This window comes from Lysinibacillus sp. VIII_CA (assembly GCF_049943995.1).
GTDB classification, from domain to species: Bacteria; Bacillota; Bacilli; order Bacillales_A; family Planococcaceae; genus Lysinibacillus; species Lysinibacillus pinottii.
Window position 1 is genome coordinate 1 of the sequence record NZ_JBNFXM010000019.1, and the last position, 19,996, is coordinate 19,996.

18 protein-coding genes and 1 riboswitch are annotated in these 19,996 nt (G+C 36.8%); of the genes, 12 read left to right on the forward strand and 6 right to left on the reverse strand.

Annotation, left to right across the window (positions count from 1 at the left end):
- Positions 1-110: 110 nt before the first annotated feature.
- A complete protein-coding gene (locus ACP3VS_RS19175) occupies positions 111-314 on the reverse strand; it encodes an alpha/beta-type small acid-soluble spore protein (RefSeq protein ID WP_008173624.1) in 204 nt (67 codons plus the stop codon).
- Between the two features lie 187 nt (positions 315-501).
- On the opposite strand from ACP3VS_RS19175, the gene ACP3VS_RS19180 reads away from it, so the two are divergent.
- From ACP3VS_RS19180 to ACP3VS_RS19205, 6 genes are all read left to right on the forward strand, one after another.
- On the forward strand, positions 502-996 hold the full coding sequence (locus ACP3VS_RS19180) for a DUF1456 family protein (RefSeq protein WP_197224124.1): 495 nt from the start codon (positions 502-504) through the stop codon (positions 994-996).
- A 147-nt stretch (positions 997-1,143) separates the two neighbouring features.
- Complete coding sequence (locus ACP3VS_RS19185) at positions 1,144-1,338, forward strand: hypothetical protein (RefSeq protein ID WP_012292043.1); 195 nt, start codon at positions 1,144-1,146, stop codon at positions 1,336-1,338.
- A gap of 174 nt (positions 1,339-1,512) precedes the next feature.
- Positions 1,513-1,598: riboswitch (cyclic di-GMP riboswitch) on the forward strand.
- 102 nt (positions 1,599-1,700) lie between these two features.
- The gene (locus ACP3VS_RS19190) at positions 1,701-3,452 is read left to right on the forward strand and encodes a methyl-accepting chemotaxis protein (RefSeq protein ID WP_426389652.1); all 1,752 of its coding nucleotides are present in this window, start codon (positions 1,701-1,703) and stop codon (positions 3,450-3,452) included.
- Entirely contained in the window at positions 3,442-4,194 is a 753-nt protein-coding gene (locus ACP3VS_RS19195) for an SDR family NAD(P)-dependent oxidoreductase (protein ID WP_012292046.1), read from the forward strand. Before ACP3VS_RS19190 ends, ACP3VS_RS19195 begins: the two co-directional genes overlap by 11 nt.
- A 21-nt stretch (positions 4,195-4,215) precedes the next feature.
- Positions 4,216-5,706: a sodium:solute symporter family protein gene (locus ACP3VS_RS19200; protein WP_012292047.1), complete on the forward strand. Its 1,491-nt coding sequence runs from the start codon at positions 4,216-4,218 to the stop codon at positions 5,704-5,706.
- Between the two features lie 145 nt (positions 5,707-5,851).
- The gene (locus ACP3VS_RS19205; protein ID WP_426389654.1) at positions 5,852-6,529 is read left to right on the forward strand and encodes a hypothetical protein; all 678 of its coding nucleotides are present in this window, start codon (positions 5,852-5,854) and stop codon (positions 6,527-6,529) included.
- A 58-nt stretch (positions 6,530-6,587) separates the two neighbouring features.
- On the opposite strand, the gene ACP3VS_RS19210 is transcribed toward ACP3VS_RS19205, so the two are convergent.
- Both ACP3VS_RS19210 and ACP3VS_RS19215 read right to left on the reverse strand, forming a co-directional pair.
- Complete coding sequence (locus tag ACP3VS_RS19210; RefSeq protein ID WP_426389656.1) at positions 6,588-8,282, reverse strand: methyl-accepting chemotaxis protein; 1,695 nt, start codon at positions 8,280-8,282, stop codon at positions 6,588-6,590.
- Positions 8,283-8,546: 264 nt separating this feature from the next.
- Positions 8,547-9,542, reverse strand: a complete 996-nt coding sequence (locus ACP3VS_RS19215; protein WP_012292050.1) for a M23 family metallopeptidase — start codon at positions 9,540-9,542, stop codon at positions 8,547-8,549.
- Between the two features lie 215 nt (positions 9,543-9,757).
- On the opposite strand from ACP3VS_RS19215, the gene ACP3VS_RS19220 reads away from it, so the two are divergent.
- The 3 genes from ACP3VS_RS19220 to ACP3VS_RS19230 all read left to right on the forward strand — a co-directional run bounded on the left by ACP3VS_RS19220 (position 9,758) and on the right by ACP3VS_RS19230 (position 14,436).
- Positions 9,758-11,653, forward strand: coding sequence for a PrkA family serine protein kinase (locus ACP3VS_RS19220; protein WP_031416834.1), 1,896 nt, complete (start codon positions 9,758-9,760; stop codon positions 11,651-11,653).
- A 176-nt stretch (positions 11,654-11,829) separates the two neighbouring features.
- A complete protein-coding gene (gene yhbH, locus ACP3VS_RS19225) occupies positions 11,830-12,987 on the forward strand; it encodes a sporulation protein YhbH (RefSeq protein WP_012292052.1) in 1,158 nt (385 codons plus the stop codon).
- Between the two features lie 45 nt (positions 12,988-13,032).
- Positions 13,033-14,436: a SpoVR family protein gene (locus ACP3VS_RS19230; protein WP_012292053.1), complete on the forward strand. Its 1,404-nt coding sequence runs from the start codon at positions 13,033-13,035 to the stop codon at positions 14,434-14,436.
- A gap of 53 nt (positions 14,437-14,489) precedes the next feature.
- On the opposite strand, the gene ACP3VS_RS19235 is transcribed toward ACP3VS_RS19230, so the two are convergent.
- Positions 14,490-14,906: a hypothetical protein gene (locus ACP3VS_RS19235; RefSeq protein ID WP_031416835.1), complete on the reverse strand. Its 417-nt coding sequence runs from the start codon at positions 14,904-14,906 to the stop codon at positions 14,490-14,492.
- 180 nt (positions 14,907-15,086) lie between these two features.
- On the opposite strand from ACP3VS_RS19235, the gene ACP3VS_RS19240 reads away from it, so the two are divergent.
- Positions 15,087-15,962: a radical SAM/SPASM domain-containing protein gene (locus ACP3VS_RS19240; protein ID WP_031416837.1), complete on the forward strand. Its 876-nt coding sequence runs from the start codon at positions 15,087-15,089 to the stop codon at positions 15,960-15,962.
- Between the two features lie 30 nt (positions 15,963-15,992).
- Here ACP3VS_RS19240 and ACP3VS_RS19245 read toward each other — a convergent pair whose 3' ends face one another.
- Positions 15,993-16,382, reverse strand: coding sequence for a helix-turn-helix domain-containing protein (locus ACP3VS_RS19245; protein WP_031416838.1), 390 nt, complete (start codon positions 16,380-16,382; stop codon positions 15,993-15,995).
- A 200-nt stretch (positions 16,383-16,582) separates the two neighbouring features.
- Between ACP3VS_RS19245 and ACP3VS_RS19250 the strand changes: the two genes are divergently transcribed.
- Positions 16,583-17,269 carry a hypothetical protein gene (locus ACP3VS_RS19250; RefSeq protein ID WP_426389660.1) on the forward strand — a complete coding sequence of 229 codons (687 nt, stop codon included), beginning with the start codon at positions 16,583-16,585 and terminating at the stop codon, positions 17,267-17,269.
- A 49-nt stretch (positions 17,270-17,318) separates the two neighbouring features.
- On the opposite strand, the gene ACP3VS_RS19255 is transcribed toward ACP3VS_RS19250, so the two are convergent.
- Positions 17,319-18,989 (reverse strand): ribonuclease J, encoded by a 1,671-nt coding sequence (locus ACP3VS_RS19255; RefSeq protein WP_036165348.1) that lies wholly within the window; start codon positions 18,987-18,989, stop codon positions 17,319-17,321.
- Positions 18,990-19,198: 209 nt separating this feature from the next.
- On the opposite strand from ACP3VS_RS19255, the gene ACP3VS_RS19260 reads away from it, so the two are divergent.
- Positions 19,199-19,963: a DUF2935 domain-containing protein gene (locus ACP3VS_RS19260; protein ID WP_012292059.1), complete on the forward strand. Its 765-nt coding sequence runs from the start codon at positions 19,199-19,201 to the stop codon at positions 19,961-19,963.
- Positions 19,964-19,996 lie beyond the last annotated feature (33 nt).

The window sequence follows — 19,996 nt, forward strand, 5'->3', positions numbered from 1 at the left end:
TGTTCATTTGTAAATTTCGTCATAAAAAAACTACACCTCCAATTGTTAGATGAGTCTAACAATTGGGGTGCAGTTCAGAGAGGGATTCGTTCTTTTTTATTAGTTTTTAATTATAATAAACCCTTTGAACGCTTCTCAGCGATTTCTACGAGGCGTTTTGTAATTTCTCCTCCAACTGAACCATTAGCGCGAGAAGATGCTTCTGGCCCAAGCTGAACGCCAAACTCTTGTGCAATTTCATATTTCATTTGATTCACAGCTTCTTGTACACCAGGTACTAGAAGTTTATTTGAGCTACGATTATTATTAGCCATTATTCTCACCTCCTTGCATTTAGAATGGTTGCCTACAAACTTTTCATACATTTAAAAAGAAGGAAACGCACACGCTAATTGCTAACAGCAACAACTTGTGGAAATCAAGCTAAAATGAGCAAACTGTCTGTTATAATAAAGCCTGGCTCTTTGCTAAAGAAGGTTGATTAAAAGGAGGAATTTATTAATGACGAATAATGATATTCTAATTCGTTTACGCTATGCGTTAGATATAAAAAATGTAGATATGGTGGAAATATTTAAGCTTGGTGGCATGGATTATACGAAGGAAGAAATATTAAACATGCTTCTAAAGGTTAATGATGAGGAAGATGCACCAGAACAATACATCAAATGTAATAACAAAATGATAGAAGCCTTTTTGAATGGATTGATTACATTTAAACGTGGTCCTCAAAAGACTAAAGAAGGACAGCCAGAAGGTCCATTACCTGTCTCGGGGAAAGAAAGCCCAAATAATATGCTATTAAAAAAAGTGAAAATTGCCTTAGCTTTAACAACTGAGGACATGCTTGAAATATTATATGATGGTGGGATAAAAGTTACTAAAGGTGAATTAGGTGCGATTTTAAGAAACCCAAGTCATCGTAATTATAAAGAATGTGGCGATTCATTTGTTCGTAATTTTTTAAGAGGTTTAACATATAAATATAGAGAATAATGCGCTAATGTAGCGAGAATAAATCATAAAGTACCATTTTTTTCTTTTAAATGAGTTGACATTTTGTGACGAAATTGTGTACAATCTAGTTATCACAAAATGTTCACAAAAAAGATGAAAAATGTTCACAAATAAAGGGGTGCTTGTATGATTTATTTTGACATCTTATTAGTAGCTATTGCATGTGTTACAATGCCTTTTATTGTTGCAGTTATGTTAGATATTTTTTATGCAGAACGAAAAAAAGTTCGTTTTTCTTTACGACGTACTTCATTATGGTATATGGCTATGTTTGCTCTATCATTTATACCATCTGTATTACTGATGACACAAAACGTATAAATTATTCAAACACTTAGGGGTAAGTGGAAAAATATGCAGCTACAATATGTATTCATGTTGTAGCTGTTTTTATTTTGCTCTATAAATGAATAACTAGTAATGAAGTAGTATAAGTTTATACATTTTAAAATTGGTAGCATTGACTACTTTTTCCCATTGTGTTAATTTTGGGAGGGAAAAGATAGGCAAATTTACTAAAAAGTAAAGATGCAAAGCTACAGGTCTAAGGGAATATTTACTTAGATAGCTAGGTTGCAAAAGAGTGCTAGTTGTTCCGTTAAATTCTAGTTTAAGTTCTTTTATGCCTATTTCTTTCGGAATAGGCTTTTTATTTGCAAAAACGTATAAGGAGGAAGAAAGTCATGAAGTTATGGAAAAACATCTCATTAAAAAACAAACTTTTACTGACGGTTTCCATTGTTGTGTTATTGCTTATAGCCGTCATTACTACACAAAGTATTAAAGAATTAAACAATCGTATGACAGTTGATTTGGAACAAGAATTAACAAGTGTTGGTTTGTTAACAGCTATGAATTTAGATAGTGATGAAGTGAAAGATTTATTGTCTGAAAAAGGAGAAACAAACGCGAAATTTACGAAGGTACAAAAGCAACTCGATTTGATTCAAGAACAACAGGGTATTATGAGTTGGAGTTATATTTGGGATGTGCAGGATGAAGGTGGGGTCAATCCGATTGGCTATACATCTAATTTGAATGAGGTCTATGAAGCAGGTGAAATTTTTACCGATTTAGCGAATGAGCATGTAGAAACAGCAAAATTAGCTATTCAAAATAATAGTACAGAAGTAACAGATATATTCGAGGATCCCTTTGGTTCCTGGAGAACTGTTTTCAGCCCCATTCACGATGATAATGGACAATTGATAGCGCTCTTAGGAATTGATTACTCTGCGGACTATATCAATACCATTATTAAAGCAAGTGTTATTAAGCAAATCGTCATTGCAATTATAGGAATTTTAATTTTATTAGTTTTAGTTTACATAATTATAGATCGTTTATTAAAGCCACTTCAGAAAGTGGTAAATGTAGCAAACCAAGTAGCAAATGGAGAGCTAATAAATGTGGATTTAGATATTACTAAAGATGAAATCGGCAATTTATCAGCATCTATTCAAACAATGGTTGCCAATTTACAACATATTATTTTAAACATCAGAAATACTTCGAATCACGTTTCTTCAGCAGCGACTCAATTAACTGTCAATGCTGGTGAGACCTATAACAGCTCTACCAATATTGCGAATGATGTAAAGCAAATTACTCAAAATGCAGAAGCTTCTATGATAATGACCGAGGAAACGGCAGCTGCTATGGAGGAGACTGCAACTGGTATCCAACAAATTGCTGACTCGGCTAATACAGCAGCGGAATCTTCTATTTCAGCATCACAAGCGTCTGAACGAGGCAATCAAGTTGTGCATCAGGTTATTGCACAAATGGAATTAATTAATGAATCAGTCGAGCAAATTGGCACAACAATTAACGGCTTACATGTCAATACTAAAAAAATTAGTGACATTGTTAGCTTAATTACAGCTATTGCGGACCAAACAAATCTTTTAGCACTGAACGCAGCCATTGAAGCGGCACGAGCAGGTGAACATGGTAAGGGCTTCGCTGTTGTCGCTGATGAGGTAAGACGATTGGCTGAGCAATCCTCGCAGTCAGCAACTGAAATTTATAATTTAATTAGTTCGATTCAGGCAGATTCCAATGCATCTCTTACTGTTATGGAAAAAGGAAAAGAGGATGTAAAAGTAGGGATGACATTTACTAATGAGGTGGGAGAAATCTTTAAGGAAATTCTTACTTCCTCAGAAGAAGTAGCAAATCAAATACGTGAAATTTCTGCAGCGTCTCAGCAAATATCTGCCTCCTCGGAGGAAGTGGCTGCATCCGTTAATAACATTAAACAATCTGCAGAATTATCGGCTGATTTCTCTTCTAATGTTTCCAAATCTACACAAGAGCAGTTAACGACAATGCAAGAAGTGAAAGATGCATCCTCAGCGCTTGGACAAACAGCAGAAGAGCTTCAAGCGCTTGTGACAAAATTTAAATTGGAGAATGATCAAGATGAACATTGATTTTACAGGGAAAAATGTTTTAATAACAGGCTCTAGTAAAGGGATCGGCAAAGCCATTGCATTAGGCTTTGCTCAGCATGGGGCTAATATAGTAATCAATTATATTGGAGATAAGCCTGAAGCTGAGGCAGTGCGAATGGAGGCTGAAAAGTTTGGTATTAAAGCTTTGACGTTTCATGCAGATGTTTCTAAATCTGAGGAAGTGCAAGACATGTATCAATATATGGATAAGCATTTAGGCAAAATTGATATTCTTGTGAATAATGCTGGGTTTGCACAGGCATCCAGCATTACCGATTTAACAGATGAGCAATGGGACAGAATGATTAAGGTTCATTTATATGGATGCTTCTATAATTGCCGTGAAGCTGCTAAAAGAATGAAAGAACGAGACACAGGGAAAATCATTAATATTTCTTCTGATATTGGGAGCTTAGGATGTGAAGAATTTACACATTATTCCGCCGCCAAAGGTGCTATAAATGCCTTTACAAAAGCATTAGCTAGAGAATTAGCACCAACAATTCTTGTTAATGCAGTAGCGCCAAGTGGTACGTTTACAGACATTTTAAAAGAGTTTGGGGACAACTATGTTGAGGAAGAATCTGCAAAATACCCATTAAAACGTTTAGCGCAGCCAGAGGAAATTGCCAAAAGTGTATTATTTTTAGCCTCTCAGCATGCTGATTTCTATACAGGTCAAATATTAACACCTAATGGTGGCGTTGTAATGAATGGATAATGGAAACTAAGGAGTACGAGCATGTTAAATATAATCATCTTTAGCTTATACTTAGTATTTATTTATTATATTGGCTATAAAGGGTACAAGCGTGTCAATACCGCAGAGGATTTAATTGTTGCTGGTTGGAGTATGCCTCTTTCTGTGGTCACTGGAAGTTTAGTCGCGGCTTTATTAGCTGCTCCATTCTTTTTTGCAGCAGTAGGATCAGGTTATACGAGCGGCGGCTTTGAAGGTTCAGCAACAATGGGTGGCTTAGGTACTTGTATGATACTTGGTGCACTCATTTGGACAAAGCCACTACGTCGGTTAAAGGGTTGGACTTTAGCAGATTACTATGGCTTACGCTATGGTAGTAAAAAGTTAGGAGCCTATACAGGTGTCGTAATGGCCATTGCCTTTGGTGTGTTTAATGCGGCGGCATTAACAGTCGGTGGTACATATATTATTCAGCAACTATTACAAATTGACTTCATTCCTGCAGCACTTCTATTTGTATCATTAACAGCTATCTATTCAGTTATAGGTGGTTTATGGGCAGTCGCTTATACTGAAATTGTACAAGGTGCGCTTGCCATAGCAGGGATTTTAGGAATTACTATCTTTATTTTATTTTATTATCCTGATGTGACTTTTAACCCTGAGTGGTGGAATATTCATACATTGTTTGACAAGGCAGGAGCCGAGTTTTGGACGCTATATCTTGTCTTAGCACTTGGGGACATTCCAGCAGTTGATCTTGGTCAAAGGGTCGCAGCGGCGAAAAGTCCAAAAGTAGCTCAGCGCAGTATGATCATTGCGGGGACTATAGTTATTGCGATCAGCTGGATTCCAGGAATGTTGGGTGAAGCTTTCAAATCTATTTACCCTAATAGTACTAACCCAGAAACATTGATGCTTACCTTTGCACAAGGTTATTTCCCTCCGCTTTTGGCAGCTATTTTTTTAACGGCCATGGCAGCTATGGGGATGTCAACGGTAGCCGCATGCTATGTAGCGACTTCGGGAATTGTCACAAAGAACATTTATTTAGATTTTATTAATCGAAATCCTGATCCTAAAAAGCTTCTAAGATTCTCACGCTCTGTCATACTTTCAAGTGCATTGCTAGGGTTAGTGTTAGCGATAAGCTTTCAAAAGGTTATTGATTTAGCGTATTTAGCATGGGATGTCATTTTTGTAACGATATTCTGGCCAATCGTTTTAGGACCATTTTGGAAACGTGTGAGTACACCTGCTGTTTGGGCAAGTATATCAGTTGGCTTAATCTATTACATTGTTACTTCATTGACATTTGTCCCTAGTTTAACCATCCAATCAGAAGGATTTCTTGGTCTATTAAATGAATTGTGGCAGGCACCAGTATTTTCAGGTGTTGTAATAACAGGAATTACGATTGTAGTAGTAAGCCTACTAGTGCCACCATCACAGCATGTTCTTGAGATGCACAAAATAGAAAAAGATAAAACACTAGATGACGTAGGCAGTAAAGAAGAATTAGTCGGTCGTTAATAGAGAACATGAGATCATTGAACTTTTACTGATCTCATGTTTTTTTATGTGAGAGAAATAAGTATGAAAAGATAGATTCATGAATAGATTGCTAGTATATTCAACTATTTCTCTAGCGGATTATCTTCATAAAGGCGGGATATGAATGAACATTATTTTCTTCATTTTATTAGGGATCATCTATTTTTTTCTAGCAAATGCAATTGAAGTAGCCATTATTAAGCAGCTATTTTTTTTAATCGGGCTAACGTTAGTGAGTATAGGCATTATTCGGTATATAAAAGAGCGTTATATCGAATCACAAAATTATGCAGAAATGAAGGAAGCTAGTGAAGAGGAGATGAAGGCGATTCCTCATACACAATGCCTATTATCACAGGATGCTTTAAAGGGGTTATTGTTAAATGAACATACAAATATGCTCATCTTCGCTCAAAGGGAAGAGTTAGAGGAAGAACTTAAAATTATAGAAATTCCGTTTAGTAAAATTTATGAAGTAGCTATGATGGAGGATGAAATGTTTGTCCTCAGAACTAAAAATTACTTAATGAGTGGCTCGTTGTTAGGGGAGGAGGAGAATGTAGCAGAAGAGGAAGTTGAAGAGGATGATACCGTTTCACAACTATCATTAAAGTTTGTAGTCGATCATTTATCAGAGCCTATTTTAGAATATATGTTTATGGATCAGGGTGAACATCCTATTGCGAGAGATGAGGAAGAATACGAAGAAGCCATGGAATTATGTGAGAAATGGTTTCAAAAGATAAGTGTCATTATAAAACGTCATGAGCTGGAAAGAGTGCCAATTAGACATTGGCAATAAAGAAAAGATAAAAAACTATCCCAAATCCGAAAAATTGAGATAGCTTTTAACATCGTTTTTAAATTTTAAACTGTTTTAATTGGCCATTTAATTCCTCGGCTAATCCAGCGAGCTGATTAGCACTTCGAGCTATTTCATCCATAGTAGCGGCTGTTTCCTCCACAGTCGCTGTCGTTTGTTCAACCCCTGCTGCAGATTCCTGTGAAATGGAAGCCATTTCATCAATAGAAGCATTGATCGTTTCGGAACCATCCGCAAGTTGATTTAAATTATTAGAGATAGTCGTAATATTATCTATCATATCCTCTACAGCACTAGATATTTGTTCAAATGTTTCACTTGTTTGATCAAGCTGTGCTGTCCCTCTTTTGACTTCCTCATAGCCTGTCTGTAAGGCAGTAGTGACAGTACCTGTCTCACCTTGAATCCGATTGACGATTGTTGAAATATCAGTAACTGAGAATTGCACTTGTTCGGCAAGTTTGCGTACCTCATCTGCGACAACAGCGAAGCCCTTACCATGTTCACCTGCTCTCGCCGCTTCAATAGCTGCATTTAAAGCTAGTAAATTAGTTTGGTTTGAAATATCGTCTATTACAGAAACTAATTTTGAGATTTCAGCAGACTGATCATTCAAATTTTCAACCTTTTTCACGGAATCTAACATGATTTCATTAATAGCGGCCATTTGTTGTGTAGATTGAATCATTAAATTTTTGCCACTAATCGTTAAATCTTGAACTTGGCTAGAATGATCTTTTAGCTCGGTACCTTCCTGTGTTGTTTCTTGAATACTACGTTTGAACGCTGTCATTGTTTCTGCTAAATCACCCGTTGTAGAGGCTTGCGTTTCTGTGCCTGAAGCAAGCTCCTGCATAGTCACTGTAATTTGTTCAGTACCAGCCTGTACTTCATTGGAAGATTGCGCTAGCTCCTCGCTACTTGCTGCAACAGTTTCAGAAACTGTATAGATGGATTGAATGGTTTGCTTTAATTGATCATTCATATCGTTTGCTGCAGACATTAACGTTCCAATTTCATCGCGCGTTTTTACAGTTAATGGGTCAAGCTGTAAATTACCATCTGCTAGTTCCTTCATACGATTTGCCACTACCTTAATGGGCTTCGAAATCGTACTAGCTGTAACAATAGCAATTAAAATACCAATAATTGTTAGGATAGAGCTGACAATAATACCAATCGTACGATTGGTAGAGCTCGTTGTTACAACATCATTACCAACAGCTGTAATAGCTTCTTCACGGTCATTAGCGAGCTGTTCATAGCCATTACGTACGCTTGACACGAGATTTTGTGTATCCATTAAATTTTCTAAGGCTAGTTCCTTATTGCCCTGTTGATAGACATCGAATACCTCTGTCTTCACAATTTGGCTCCAATCACGTGCAAGTTCTACAGTTTTAGTGCGTTCCTCGGATGTATCATATTTGTCCAGAAGCGCGTTATTATCCTCAGCTATTTGACGATACTCATTAAACGTTTCCTTATATTTTTCATCACCAGTTAACACATAGTTTAAGGCTGCTGACAATCGGACACTCATAGAGAGTGCTAAATTGTTACTTGCATTGAGTACTACTAAATCTTCCTTTACTAAAGCCTTTGCTTGTTTCTCCATAGCTGTATTGGAAGTGTAAGTGTAAGCTGTAAAGCTAACGACTAAAACTAACAAAAGTATAAATGCACTTAAAATTTTTGCTTTAAGTGTTTTAAACTGAAAAATGCCTTTCATTTCCCCATCCCTTTACCTAACTCCATATAGAGTATTTTGATCAATAACAACTTTTATTTTATAACTATTTTGATAGATTAATAAGCCATTTGGTAAAAATAATTAAAAATAGTTTTTTAGTTCAACAGTATAATTATTTTTCTTTTACGAGTAGTAAAATATGTACAGCGGCCAGAGATATGAAAAAAATATTTATGTGAAATTTCCTAATGGCAAAGAAAAAACACCTGAAGCAAAATGCCTCAAGTGTCTTGAATCATATATTTATTGTTTTTTACTCTTTGCCTGTCGCTCCCACTGAAGTAAGGAAGGATAAGGATCAAATGCCCATTCAGTTCTACCATTAAATTTGTATATGCCATAATGAAGATGGGGTGGGAATTTTCCAGATGTACCTTCTTTTCCGTAGCCAGAGCTTCCAACATAGCCGAGCACCGTGCCGGGCTCCACAATTGTACCTACTTCAATGTCCTTATGATAGCTGCCGAGGTGGGCATAATAGTGATAGGAGTTATGATTATCACGAATACCAATACGCCAGCCGCCAAATTGGTTCCAGCCTTTGACCTCAACAACCCCATAGGAGGTAGATAATACAGGTGTTCCATAATTGGCAAAAATATCGGTTCCCTCATGGATACGACGTCCGCCCCAGCCTCTATTGGCGCCCCATGTTCCTTTATAGCTGTAAGTAGAGCTGATATTAAGTGGGAAGGTATGTGCATCAAGCTCGATGGTTTTATAATGTCTGTATAAAGTGGAAATGGTAAAAATTTGATTGACCGCTTCTTCGCTGCCGTAGTACTCCCATAAGGCTAATTTAAAATCCTCATCAGTTGTTCCATATTTGGCTAAGTAACTTGCCATTGAGAAGATGACATCCTCATCGTCCTTAGGGCTAGCAATTCCATCGTTATTTCCGTCTAAGCCCATTCCTCCAAAATAGCTAATTGTTTCGGGTTTGCTGTCTTCCTTTATAGGATTTAATGCACCAGACCAATATTCATCAGAAAATTGAATGGACAAATAGCCATCTCGCTTAGGGATATCTTTTCGAACGGATTGTAGATTTCTCTCATATTGATCTATAGCAGCCAAAAAGTGCCAAGGGATGAGCAATTCATCAAATTGTACATAATAAGACATACGCTGCTGCACAATTTCTTCTTCCGTTGCCTCCTCCTTTGCAAATGAGTCGGCTGGGCAGAGTGTAATTCCTAAAAGTATGAATGTTAAAAGAAATATAAAATGACGATGCAATGATGGACCTCCTTTCTAAAGATTAGAATAACCGAAATTTTTATCTTCATTCCAGAAAGCTTTTTCCTTACGATTTAGGCCATGTTTTCACGGTTTTTTTTGCCATAAAAAAAACCATAATAAGAAGAAACTTCACTAAAGAAAAAGTAATCGGTATCATCATGTCATTTACTTCATACTATGTTATAAATCAAGCCCTGAATGGAGGGAAGGCTATTAACATTTTAGATAAAGTGAAAAGCTATCGCGAAGAAGAAAATAGGCTGAAGTGGGAAGGCACATTTGCAGATTATTTAAACATCGTTAGGGAAAGACCTGAAGTTGCACAAACAGCCCATTCACGCGTCTACAATATGATAAAAAGTGCTGGTGTAGAGGAACGCGATGGGCAAAAAATGTACAAATTTTTCGGACATGAAATTTTTGGGCTTGAAACAGCAATTGAAAGGCTGGTGGAGGAATATTTCCATCCAGCAGCACGCAGGTTAGATGTTAGAAAGCGTATTTTATTATTAATGGGACCAGTTAGTGGTGGTAAATCAACAATTGTTACTTTATTGAAACGCGGGTTAGAGCAATATTCTCGAACAGATGAGGGTGCGGTCTACGCAATTAAGGGATGTCCAATGCATGAGGACCCATTGCACTTAATTCCACATCATTTACGTAATGATTTCTTTGAGGAGTATGGCATAAGAATTGAAGGAAGTTTATCGCCTTTAAATACGATGCGTCTTGAAAAGGAATACGATGGACGTATTGAAAACGTGATGATTGAACGAATTTCTTTTTCAGAAGATAAACGCGTAGGAATAGGAACATTTACACCTTCTGATCCGAAATCGCAGGATATTGCCGATTTAACGGGAAGTATTGATTTCTCCACAATCGGTGAATTTGGTTCTGAATCCGATCCCCGTGCCTATCGCTTTGATGGGGAGCTCAATAAAGCCAATCGAGGAATGATGGAGTTCCAAGAGATGCTGAAGTTGGATGAAAAATTCTTGTGGAATTTATTATCTTTAACGCAAGAGGGAAATTTCAAAGCAGGAAGATTTGCATTAATTAGTGCGGATGAGTTAATTGTAGCTCATACAAACGAAACCGAATATCGATCCTTTATTTCTAATAAAAAGAATGAGGCATTACATTCCCGTATTATTGTTATGCCGATTCCGTATAACCTAAAGGTGAGTCAGGAAGAGCATATTTATGAAAAAATGATTAAAGAGAGTGATATGTCCCATGTTCATATTGCGCCGCATGCTTTAAAGGCCGCAGCAATCTTTTCGGTTCTTACGAGATTGGAGGTTCCGAAAAAACAAGGTGTGGATCTGATTAAGAAAATGCGCTTGTACGACGGAGAAAATGTGGAGGGATTTAATTCCGTTGACTTAGAGGAACTGAAAAAGGAGTTTCCTAATGAAGGCATGAACGGTATTGATCCGCGCTATATTATTAATCGTATTTCATCAGCAATTATCCGCAAAGAGGTGCCATCTATTAATGCATTAGATGTTTTACGAGCTTTGAAGGATGGATTGGATCAGCATGCTTCCATTTCTCAGGAGGATCGTGAGAAATACATGAACTACATTGCGGTTGCCCGCAAAGAGTACGATGAAATTGCAAAGAATGAAGTACAGAAGGCTTTTGTATACTCCTATGAAGAATCAGCGAAAACATTGATGAACAATTACCTCGATAATGTAGAGGCGTTTTGTAATAAAAATAAATTATTTGATCCGCTCACTGGGGAAGAAATGAACCCAGACGAAAAATTAATGCGTTCGATTGAGGAGCAAATTGGCATTTCGGAAAATGCTAAAAAGGCATTTCGTGAGGAGATTCTCATTCGTATTTCTGCCTATGCACGAAAAGGCAAACGTTTTGACTATAATTCTCACGAAAGATTACGAGAAGCCATTCAAAAAAAATTATTTGCCGATTTGAAAGATGTAGTGAAAATTACAACTTCATCAAAAATGCCGGATGAATCGCAGCTCAAGAAAATTAATGAGGTAGTCGCGAGACTTGTGGATGAGCATGGTTATAATACAACATCTGCAAACGAGTTGCTGCAATATGTAGGAAGCCTGTTGAATCGATAAATAACTTTTATTGTTCCAAGTCAGATAGGAGTGTCCCAATTCAGGGCACTCCTTTTACTATCAAAATGAGGGATTTTTACGCAATGCACTATGGAATTTATAAAAAACGTGCAAGAAAGTGTTTCTCAAGCATAGTATAGAAAAAGCGAATTTGAGATAGATGGGTGAGGATAAAAATGACTGAACACGAAAATAAAGGATTTGTTATCTCTCAGGAAAATTGGTCCCTCCATCGTAAAGGACATCAGGACCAACAACGACATATGGAAAAAGTGAAAGATGCCATTAAGAACAATTTACCTGATTTAGTTAGTGAAGAAAGTATTGTCATGTCTAATGGTCGAGAGGTTATTAAAATACCTATACGCTCACTGGATGAATTTAAAATTCGATATAACTATGATAATTCTAAGCATGTAGGGCAAGGGCAAGGAGATAGTAATATTGGTGATGTAGTGGCACGAGATGGTAGTAAGGCCAATCAAGCTCAAGGAAAAGGAAAAGAGGCAGGTGACAAGCCTGGCCAAGATTATTATGAAGCGGAAGTCAGTATTGAAGAAATTCAAAATGTCTTATTCCGCGAGTTGGAGCTACCTAATTTGCAGCAGAAGGAAAAGGCAGAAATCGTCACTGAAAAAATAGATTTCAATGATATTCGCAAAAAAGGGCTAATGGGCAATGTGGATAAAAAGCGCACCATTTTAAATGCATTAAAACGCAATGCAATGCAAGGAAAAGCTGAAATTACACCTATTCATAATGATGATTTACGTTTCAAAACTTGGGATGAAGTGGTAAAACCAGAATCAAAAGCGGTAGTGCTTGCCATGATGGATACGAGTGGCTCGATGGGAGCATTTGAAAAGTATTGTGCTCGCAGTTTCTTCTTTTGGATGACAAAGTTTTTACGTTCCAAATATGGAACGGTTGAAATTGAATTCATTGCCCATCATACAGAAGCAAAGGTAGTGACAGAAGAGGAGTTTTTCACAAAGGGAGAAAGTGGAGGAACTATTTGTTCTTCGGCTTACAAAAAAGCACTGGAATTGATTGAGGAAAAATACTCTCCATCCCGTTACAATATTTATCCTGTTCATTTTTCAGATGGTGAAAATATTTCAATGGATAATGAAAAGTGCTTGAAGCTAGTGGCAGAATTGATGAACGTATCCAGTATGTTTGGATATGGAGAAGTCAATCAGCATAATCGTTTCTCGACACTTATGTATACCTATAAAAAAATTGATGATCCGAAATTTAGACATCATATTTTGAGAAAAAAAGGCGATGTCTATGATGCTTTAAAGAGCTTTTTTAAGAAAAATGAGGAGTAATATGGAAGTTTGATTAGTATCAACGTTCAAGGGAGGGGGCGTAAAATGGACACAAAAGAGCTTCATCGAGCAATAGATGAAATTACCGAAATTGCCTCAGGCTTTGGCTTAGATTTTTATCCGATGCGCTATGAAATTTGTCCAGCGGATATTATTTATACATTTGGCGCTTATGGAATGCCTACTCGTTTTTCCCATTGGAGCTTTGGAAAGCAATTTCATAAAATGAAGCTTCAATATGATTTAGGGCTTAGTCAAATTTATGAGCTCGTTATTAATTCTAATCCATGCTATGCATTTTTACTTGATACGAATACGTTAACACAAAATAAATTGATTATCGCCCATGTTTTAGCACACTGCGATTTCTTTAAAAATAATGTACGCTTTTCCAACACAAGAAGAGATATGGTAGAGAGCATGACAGCTACGGCTGAACGAATTGCCGGCTATGAAAGAGAATATGGTAAGGATGAGGTGGAACAGTTTTTGGATGCCGTTTTAGCGATTCAGGAACATATTGATCCATCTATATTGAGACCAAAGCTATCTTGGAGTGAGGAAGATGAGCTAGAGGAAGAAAAAGCCCCGATAAAATCACCGTACGATGATTTATGGAGCTTAGAGGAAAAAGATAAAGTGTATAAACCAATCAGACGGAGATTAAAGCAGTTCCCACCAAAACCCGAAAAAGATCTTTTATTATTTTTAGAAGAACATAGTCGAGAGTTGGAAGATTGGCAACGAGATATATTAACAATGATGCGTGAAGAAATGCTCTATTTTTGGCCGCAGTTAGAAACGAAAATAATGAATGAGGGCTGGGCATCTTTTTGGCATCAACGAATTATGCGGGAGTTGAATCTAACAACTCCAGAAACCATTGAATATGCCAAGTTAAATGCTGGAGTTGTGCAACCCTCTAAAACGTCGATTAATCCATATTACCTTGGCATTAAAATTTTTGAGGATATTGAAAATCGTTATAACAATCCGACTGAGGAGATGAAGCGGTTAGGTGTACAGCCGAACACGGGACGGGAAAAAATATTTGAAGTAAGAGAGGTTGAGTCAGATATTTCCTTTATCCGTAATTATTTATCAAAAGACTTAGCGAAACGTGAGGATTTATATTTATTTCAAAAGAAAGGTAATGAGTATCGGATTACCGACAAAGATTATGAGATGGTTCGAGATCAGCTTGTTTCCATGCGAGTAAATGGTGGATTCCCTTATATTTTAGTAAAAAACGGAGATTATTTACGGAACGGAGAACTCTATTTAATGCATGGCTATGAAGGAATGGAGCTAGATCCGCACTATTTAGAAAATGTTTTACCCTATATATATCAGCTGTGGGGCCGTCCTGTGCATTTAGAGACCTATGTGGATGGTAAACCAATGTTATATTCTTATGATGGTACTAAAAACTATAAACGTAATGTTTAATAAAAAACTTCTATCTGTTGAGTGTGACAATGAACAGATAGAAGTTTTTAATTCTATTCCTCTGTTTCTTCTGTTAAATCATTGTCCTCTTCATGGCTTTCACTATGATTAGAGGAGGAATGAATATCGCTATCAATGACTAAGCTATCCCTTACCTTAATACCTTGCTGTCCACCAGCTTCGTCGTTATTATTACCCGCTATACCGCTACGGCCATTACCATCTGCGAACTGAGAATTTACATTCCGTGTGTGACTGCCATCACTAGCATTTTGACCACCTTGATTGGCATTAGTCCCCACATCCTCATTGATTTGACCTCCGCCTTCAGCGCGTTGCTCAAAATGGAAGTCTGTATTTCCTATATTGAAAGTAAAATTGAATGTAATATGGTTTCTAGCATGTTTTTCAGTAGAATTGTTTTCAGGTTCCTCAGGGTCATTAAATTTTCTAGAATTGAAACTTTGCATCGTTTGACCTCCTTTCATCTATTAATACTAATACTAATAAGATATTACAGTTTTTAAAGTCCGTTTGTACGTGTAGCCATATCAACTAGAGAGAAGCACATGAATTTTGCTATCTATCCTATAAATTTGTTAAAATGAATGGGATTTGAATATCTAGGGAACTGGAACGGTGAAGGAAAGTTGAAAACATTTAAAAAGGTTTATATAGAAATAACGAGTGTTTGTAATTTAGCATGTAGTTTTTGTCCACCTACTGCACGAGCAAAGGGACTCATAAAAGTAGAGCAATTTAATAAAATATTAGACGAAATCCGACCCCACACTAAATATATTTATTTGCATGTAAAGGGAGAGCCTCTTTTACATCCACGAATAGATCAATTGTTGGATGCGGCTCATGCGAAAGGGTTTAAGGTTAATATTACAACGAATGGTACGCTAATTAAGAAAAACCGTGAAAAAATATTAGGAAAACCAGCATTACGTCAAATAAACTTTTCTCTACATAGCTTTGATGGGCATGAGGGTTCTGAAAACAGAGAAAAATATTTAGGCGATATTTTAGATTTTGTACGGGAGTCTAGAGAATACAAAACGATTATTTCCTACCGTTTATGGAATTTGCAAAAAGACCATGTTTCAGATGTTGCAGCACGTCGCAACCGTGAAACATTAGAAATACTAGAAAATGAGTATAATCTTGATTTTCGCATCGAAGAAAAAGTAGAGCCTGGTAAGGGTGTGAAAATTGGCCCCAATATTTATTTGAATCAGGATCATGAATTTAGATGGCCAAGCTTACTGGAGCCAGAAGATGAAGGTAAAGGCTTTTGTCACGCACTTCGGAGTCAGGCTGCAATTCTTGTAGATGGTACCGTGGTACCTTGCTGTTTAGATGGCGAAGGGGTCATTAATTTAGGTAATGTTCATGAAAAATCCTTCGCAGAAATAGTGGATGGGGAACGTGCAACTAATATAATCGATGGCTTTTCAAGAAGAGAGGCTGTTGAAGAGCTTTGTAGAAAATGTGGCTATCGTCAAAAGTTTGGTATGTAATTATGTATATGAAAAGAAACAGCTCCAATGTCATTGACCATTGGGGCTGTTTTTCTTTGACTGTGAATCAATCGTATCTAAAAAATCCTTTGTAATCCGAACGACATATTTAACCTCATCTAAATTGCGTTCTCTTAATAATGATCGATGAATGTCTAGCATAAGGTTCTTTTCCTCAATATCAGTAACGCCAGATAATTTTTGAAAATTAAAAAGCTCCTCAGGAGGGATGTCTAGTGCCTTCATAAGTGTTTCTAATGTACTCAAGGTTATATTAGATTGTCCGTGTTCAATATTGGAAACTCTCCCTTTACTGAACCCCAATTTCCCTGTTCTTTCGGCCACTTCTTCCTGGCTTAGCCCCTTAGATAATCTAATAATACGGAGTTGTTCACCTACTAGCTTTAAAAAATCTGACATATGATTCACCTCTATGTTAAAAGCTAGTGAAAAATAGTGGAATTGACTATACTATTATAGTGGTATAATAGAGAAAATGTTACATTAAAATGGTACAATTTTAGAGTATCAACTTTCCTTAACCAAATGGCCTAATGGAAGCTATAAGGATTATATTGAAAGTGAACTTTATAGGGCGGTTTACAAAGTAGGATGTAGGATTGGAGGATGAAAGCAAGGTGAAATATTTGTTAGAAGAGATAGCAAAAATAAAAATTGGGAAGGTGGTCACGAGTAAAAAACGTTTTGCTATGGATGGTATTCCTTATATAACAGAAGAAGCGCTAAGGAAATTATCGTTGGAAGATAATACTAGTCTTTTACCAAAGGTTGATAGTACTTTGAAAGAACCATTTTCTTTTTCACTGGTGCCCGCTCAAAGTATCCTTCTAAATAAAATGAATTTAAAGGAAGCGTATATATATCAATGTAAAACAGATGTATGTATTAGCCATGATATCATCGCAATCATACCGAAAGAATCGATACTAATCGGTGACTATTTATTTCATTTTATGAAATGGTATCAGAACAATAAAGAGAGATGTAATGTCTATAGTTTAATGATTGATTTACCTTCTATAGCCATTCAGCATAATGTCGTTCAATTAATAAATGCTGTTGAACAATTATTAAAAAATAAGGGTTCACTAGTCACTGCGGTGAATGAACTACCCAAATATTTTGATAATATTTCTAGACAAGTAAAACAGCATTCCGACAGCTTACACGAAGGATTTGAGCAATTGAATGATCAATATATCGCTATGCTAGACCATATTTTTAATGGTGATTTTTTGAATGATTTTCAAGAGTATCATGTTTTTCAGAGTATATGTAGCGAATAATATAAAGCAGTCGGTGCGTAATGGATTTGAAAGTCCATGCACCGACTGCTTAAATTTCAATAATAATGGGTAAAATCATAGGTTTCCGTTTTGTTTGTGTAAATAAATATTGACCTACAGCTTTTTTTATTTCTCGTCTTAAGACATGTATTTGCCTACTTTCTTGCTGCAATTCCATGATGATTTCTTTGGTCAGGACATTCACTTTATTTAATAGCTCCTCAAAATCTTTTGCATACACAAAGCCACGAGAAATAGTATCAGGCTCTGAAATGATAGCACCGTCTGCTTTGCTAAGGGTTAAGACAATAACCAACATCCCATCCTCAGAAAGTTGCTTGCGATCACGCAGGACAATGCCTTCTACTTCACCTATGCCGATTCCATCCACATACGTATCCCCTGATGGGACTTTGCGTGTTTGTCGCGCCACCGCATTTTCAATATCAACAACATCTCCATTTTTCATAATAAACGTATGGCCCTTTTGAACACCAACAGCCTCAGCTAATAAACGGTGCTGATGCAACATACGGAATTCGCCATGAATAGGAATAAAAAATTGTGGTTTCATAAACGTCAGCATAAGCTTTAAGTCTTCCTGATAGCCATGTCCTGAAACATGCATTCCCGTATGACTGGAAGAACCATATATGACTTTTGCGCCAAGCTGAAATAAATGATCCACGATGCGAGAAACTCCTTTTTCATTGCCTGGAATAGGAGACGCTGCAAGAATAACCATATCATCAGGTAAAACCTTTACTTCCCGATGATTACCATTTGCTAAACGAGCGAGTGCTGCTAACGGTTCTCCTTGACTACCTGTGCATAGTACTACAACCTCTTCAGGGGGAAGGTATTTGACTTCACGCGCATCTATTAACAGATCATCTGGAACAAATAAATACCCTCGTTCAATAGCGACATCTACAACATTTACCATGCTACGACCTAATAAAGCTAGCTTTCGATTAGCGGCAATGGTTGCATGCACAATTTGTTGAATACGATTAACATTTGAGGCAAAGGTTGAGATGATAATTTTACGCTCAGCATGGAAAAAGGCCTCCTCAATATGATGCCCAACAAGTTGCTCTGAGGGGGTTAAGCCTGGCCGTTCAGCATTTGTACTTTCTGATATTAGAACGAGCACTCCTTTTGATCCGATTTCCGCCATTTTATGAATGTCTGCGAATTGGTTATTCACAGGTGTTAAGTCGAATTTGAAATCGCCAGTATGCACTACATTTCCTTCAGGAGTGGCAAGGACGATTCCTAAGCAATCGGGTATGCTATGGTTAGTTCTAAAGAAGCTTACATCAATTTCTCCTAAATGAAGTGCTGAATCAGCATGAATTTCAATTAAATCCGTCTCTCTGAGCAGCTTATGTTCTTTTAGCTTCAATTCGATCAGCCCTAAAGTAAAGCGAGTAGCATAAACAGGAACGTTTAATTTTTTTAATAGATATGGAATACCACCAATGTGATCTTCATGTCCATGCGTCACAATTAAAGCCTTAACTTTTTCTTTATTTTCAAGCAAGTAGGTAATATCAGGAATTATTAAATCAATACCGAGCAAGGTCTCATCTGGAAATTTCGCTCCGCAATCAATAAGAATCATATCATCTGCATATTGAACTACATACATATTCTTGCCAATTTCATTAATGCCACCTAAGGCAAAAATTGATAATAACTGTTTCTTTGTGGACAAAATACTCCCTCCTAAAGTTGTAACTCCATCTAATAATTACTTTAGCCATTGGTAGTATAGCTATTAGTGTTTCATCCTATACAACAAGGATTATGATGAATCCAAGACTACTATTTGTATTTCATGATGAATAGAATGGAGGAGACATAAACTGGGTGCGTTAGTGTCAAGCTTCTTCCAAAGTTCAGAAAAATAAAGGAGGTTTAACTTTGTCTGATTTTGTGCAACATGCAATTTTCGAGCATAGGTTTTGGCTAGAAATCATGCAAAATCATGCGCAATTTATTCATGATGCATTATATCCCTCTGAACAGGATGACATTCAAAGGGCAAATAGTTTTATCCAGCAATTCTCTCGGCTCCTCACCTATGTGTCGTCTATTGATGCTACCAATGCCGTCGCTTTCACGATAACTGTCGATGACAATGTCGAGCAGTTTAAACAATTTAAACTCCATCTACTGAGACATCAATTGTCAGGAGATATTGGTATTCATTTAACACCAACATTTGTCAATCATATGGTGAATGAGCTTGAGGAATATCAAAATGTACTTAGTTATTTGAGAAAAGGCGAAGTGCCACCCATATTTCATGAGCTTCATCACCATTTAATTTGGTTATTGGATGCCTCAGGACATGCAGGTATTATTCAGGATAATTTAGATGGGGTCGAAAAAAGATTGAAGCAAAAGAGTCATGAGTTTGCCAAACACTTTGAACAATTTTATTTAAAAGCAGTAGAATTAACAGGTTATTTACGAACTAATATGCATTCCTTTCCTGCTTTAAGCCGATTTAATAAAGATGTTGAGCTGGAGATGACATTATTCAAAACATTTTTAAAGGAGTTAGAAGAGATGGAATTGAGTGCAGAGGTTTTAGGTACATTTACTGCACCTATGGCGGATCATATGTGGCGTGAAGAGCAATACTATTTAATGAAGCTTGTACAGTCAAGAGGGGAAGGATAAATGAATCGAGAGGCTATCCCAATAGATAGCCTT

Coding starts and splice junctions, on each gene's coding strand:
- ACP3VS_RS19195 (WP_012292046.1), top strand. CDS start 3,442: ATGAACATTGATTTTACAGGGAAAAATGTTTTAATAACAGGCTCTAGT.
- ACP3VS_RS19200 (WP_012292047.1), top strand. CDS start 4,216: ATGTTAAATATAATCATCTTTAGCTTATACTTAGTATTTATTTATTAT.
- ACP3VS_RS19245 (WP_031416838.1), bottom strand. CDS start 16,382: ATGTCAGATTTTTTAAAGCTAGTAGGTGAACAACTCCGTATTATTAGA.
- ACP3VS_RS19175 (WP_008173624.1), bottom strand. CDS start 314: ATGGCTAATAATAATCGTAGCTCAAATAAACTTCTAGTACCTGGTGTA.
- ACP3VS_RS19190 (WP_426389652.1), top strand. CDS start 1,701: ATGAAGTTATGGAAAAACATCTCATTAAAAAACAAACTTTTACTGACG.
- ACP3VS_RS19180 (WP_197224124.1), top strand. CDS start 502: ATGACGAATAATGATATTCTAATTCGTTTACGCTATGCGTTAGATATA.
- ACP3VS_RS19235 (WP_031416835.1), bottom strand. CDS start 14,906: ATGCAAAGTTTCAATTCTAGAAAATTTAATGACCCTGAGGAACCTGAA.
- yhbH (WP_012292052.1), top strand. CDS start 11,830: ATGACTGAACACGAAAATAAAGGATTTGTTATCTCTCAGGAAAATTGG.
- ACP3VS_RS19205 (WP_426389654.1), top strand. CDS start 5,852: ATGAACATTATTTTCTTCATTTTATTAGGGATCATCTATTTTTTTCTA.
- ACP3VS_RS19230 (WP_012292053.1), top strand. CDS start 13,033: ATGGACACAAAAGAGCTTCATCGAGCAATAGATGAAATTACCGAAATT.
- ACP3VS_RS19185 (WP_012292043.1), top strand. CDS start 1,144: ATGATTTATTTTGACATCTTATTAGTAGCTATTGCATGTGTTACAATG.
- ACP3VS_RS19210 (WP_426389656.1), bottom strand. CDS start 8,282: ATGAAAGGCATTTTTCAGTTTAAAACACTTAAAGCAAAAATTTTAAGT.